Raw genomic sequence first — 1,186 nt, forward strand, 5'->3', positions numbered from 1 at the left:
CTAATCCCACCTTTGTTTCAAAGTCATTGGGGCTGAGATAGCCCAGTGTCGAGTGGCGGCGCTTCAGATTGTAGAAGCGCTCGATGTAATCGAACACATCCGCTCTTGCATCATTCCTCGTGCGATAAACCCTCCGTGCTGTTCTCTCCGTTTTCAGTGATGAGAAGAAGCTTTCCATTGCAGCGTTGTCCCAGACATTTCCAGAGCGGCTCATGGAGCAGGTGATGCCGTGGTCGCTCATGAGACGCTGGAACTGCTCGCTCGTATATTGGCTTCCTTGATCGGAATGATGCAGTAGCGCGTCTGGTTTTCCTCGACGCCAGATTGCCATGATCAGCGCATCTGTGACGAGTTGGGCCGTCATGTTGGCATTCATCGACCAGCCGACAACACGGCGTGAGAACAGGTCAATGACGGCCGCGACATACAGCCAGCCTTCTGCTGTCCAGATATAGGTGAAGTCGGCCACCCATTTCTGGTTCGGTCGCTCTGCCATGAACTGACGGTCCAGCACGTTCGGCATGATGACGGCACGGTCACCGGCATCTTTCGGCAAGCCACGCCGTCTCGGCATAGCCCTGAGCGCATTCAAGCGCATCAGCCGCTCGATACGATGGAGGCCACAGGATAATCCTTCTTCCAGCACGTGATGCCATACGCGGCGAGCACCATAAGTGCGGTCGCTGATTTTGAAGCTCTGCCTGATCTTGTCCAGCAGAACCTCATCATAGCGAGCGCGTTCACTCGCAGAACGGTTGAGCCAGGCATGGAAACCTGAACGAGAAACCCCTAGCGCTTCGCAGAGCCATGCCACCGGCCAGATCGAACGGTGCTTTGCAATGAACGCGAACTTCATTTCGCGTCCCTGGCAAAGTAGGCTGCGGCCTTTTTTAGGATGTCGCGCTCCGCCTTCAGCTTGGCGACTTCGCGACGGAGACGCTCGATCTCAAGCTGCTCCGGTTTCATCTGGCCTTTTCCAGGAAAAGACTGGCTGGGATCGTCGCCGTATTCGCGAACCCATTTGCGCAACACATTCTCGTGGACATCAAGGTCACGGGCCGCCTGGGCAACAGCGACCCCACGCTCCTTGACCAGCTTTACCGCTTCGAGCTTATACTCGCGGCTGAATATTCGTCTTTGCATTCATGCTCTCCGGTTTCAGGAGGAACACCTTAACTCGGTGTCC

General features: G+C 55.7%; 1 protein-coding gene. It reads right to left on the minus strand.

All coding sequences use genetic code 11. The features are described 5' to 3' along the window. Positions 1–1,143 (minus strand): IS3 family transposase gene (locus tag H6M51_RS24145; RefSeq protein WP_185812304.1). Its coding sequence is split into 2 segments (ribosomal slippage), with 1,144 coding nucleotides annotated over them: positions 1–894 and positions 894–1,143; the frame shifts between segments, so codons are not numbered across the junction. This gene is flagged as partial in the annotation. Positions 1,144–1,186 lie beyond the last annotated feature (43 nt).

It is taken from the genome of Rhizobium sp. AQ_MP, assembly GCF_014237835.1.
Lineage (GTDB): Bacteria > Pseudomonadota > Alphaproteobacteria > Rhizobiales > Rhizobiaceae > Allorhizobium.